Source organism: Nocardioides sp. P5_C9_2, assembly GCF_054049555.1.
Genome location: NZ_JBFUMD010000648.1, coordinates 1 through 1,653 on the forward strand (window position 1 = coordinate 1; position 1,653 = coordinate 1,653).

At 71.4% G+C, this 1,653-nt stretch carries 2 protein-coding genes; both read right to left on the reverse strand.

The window, feature by feature from the left end; translation table 11 throughout:
- Positions 1–132: 132 nt before the first annotated feature.
- Positions 133–393 (reverse strand): 30S ribosomal protein S20, encoded by a 261-nt coding sequence (gene rpsT, locus ACXJKL_RS20600; RefSeq protein ID WP_457208858.1) that lies wholly within the window; start codon positions 391–393, stop codon positions 133–135.
- A gap of 202 nt (positions 394–595) precedes the next feature.
- On the reverse strand, positions 596–1,486 hold the full coding sequence (locus ACXJKL_RS20605) for a hypothetical protein (protein ID WP_457208859.1): 891 nt from the start codon (positions 1,484–1,486) through the stop codon (positions 596–598).
- Positions 1,487–1,653: the final 167 nt, after the last annotated feature.

The window sequence follows — 1,653 nt, forward strand, 5'->3', positions numbered from 1 at the left end:
TCCTCACCGTGACCGGCCTGCGCACCCCACGCTGAGCGGGCGCTGTCGTCGCGAGCCCAGCACGTGGTTTGGTCCCGAAATGAGTTCGACCCGCCAGGTGTCACCTGACGGGTCGAGCAGGAGCGGGTCGGCTCAGAGCGAGGCGGCCTGCTTCGCGATGGCCGACTTGCGGTTCGCGGCCTGGTTCTTGTGGATCACGCCCTTGGAGGCGGCCTTGTCGAGCTTGCGGGTGGCGTCGCGCCCGGCAATCAGGGCGGCGTCCTTGTCGCCGGCCTCGGCGGCCTGGCGGAACTTGCGGACGGCGGACTTGAGGCCGGTCTTGACGGCCTTGTTGCGCTCGTGCGCCTTCTCGTTCTGCTTGTTGCGCTTGATCTGGGACTTGATGTTGGCCACAGGTGAACCTTTGCTCGCTCGTGCTGGTCAGGGAAAGCCGGGTGTCAGAAGACTGATGTCGGCTGCCGACTGCCCTCCACGGGATCTGATCCCACGGGATCTGGTTCCGAGGTGCGGGGCGGCGCCGGACATGCAAGCAGAGACACTACCGCTCACGCCGGGGAGCGCCCAAATCGCCCTGTCCGGCCGGGATCGGGCTCCCTCAGGCGGGCCCGATCCTACGTCGTGCGGCGCTGAGGAACCGGCGGGACTCGGTGCGACGGAACGCGGCCAGGGTGGGCAGGTTGACGTCCACGGAGGTGTGCGCCCGCCAGGCCAGGTGGACCCCCATCCCGACCAGCCAGGAGGTCACCGGCTCGTCGCCGGCGTCCCGCAGGGCGGCCGACGAGCCGAGCGACTCGTCGAACCACGGGCGGTCGACCCGCTCGAGTCGTGCGACCAGCGGGTCCAGCCAGGCGGGGCCCCGCCMGAAGGCTCCCCAGTCCACGAACACCAGGTCCCCCGTGGGTCGCTGCACCAGGTTGTCGTTGCGGATGTCGACATGAACGACCGTGTCCATGGCCTCGTCGGCGAGCCGGGCCACTCCCTCCCGCAACCGATCGATCCGGGGCAGCACCCACGGCGCCAGCAGGTCCGGCGGCACCTCGTGGGCGTGCTCGAAGGCCTCGAGCCAGACGCGGACCACGGTCGCGAAGTCCGTGGGGCCCGGGCGGTAGAGCGCCTGCCCGTCGCTGTCGGACGCCGGAGCAGGGAGCGACTCGACGCGGGAGTTCATGACGGCCGACAGCTCGTCGGTCTGGCGGACCAGCCGGTCCATCTCCTCGTCCAGTGACAGGTCGGGGTGGGCCCCCTCGACGTCGTCGAGGATCAGGGCCACCCAGTCGCCGTCGTCGTACGACGCCACCAGTCCGGCCCACAGCGAGTGGCGGCCCAGCAGCTCGAGGGCGAGCACCTCGCGGCGGAACAGCACCGGGGTGTGCGGGTTGAGCGTCGTGCCCACGGCCTTGACGAAGGCTCGGGTGCCGTCCGCGCACACCAGCCGGGTCGCGCAGCCGGGCGACATGCCGCCGACCTGCTCGTGCGTCTCGACCACCGGGGAGCCGAGCGTGGCCTCGACCCACTCCCGGACGTGAGCGGGTACGGCCGGGTACGCCGCTCGTACGCCGACGGCGCGCGGCGCCGTCACCAGCCGCGCCGCTGGGCCAGCCACTCCCAGCAGACCTCGCCCTGCCAGCGCTGGTGCTCGCGCAGGTACGGCGA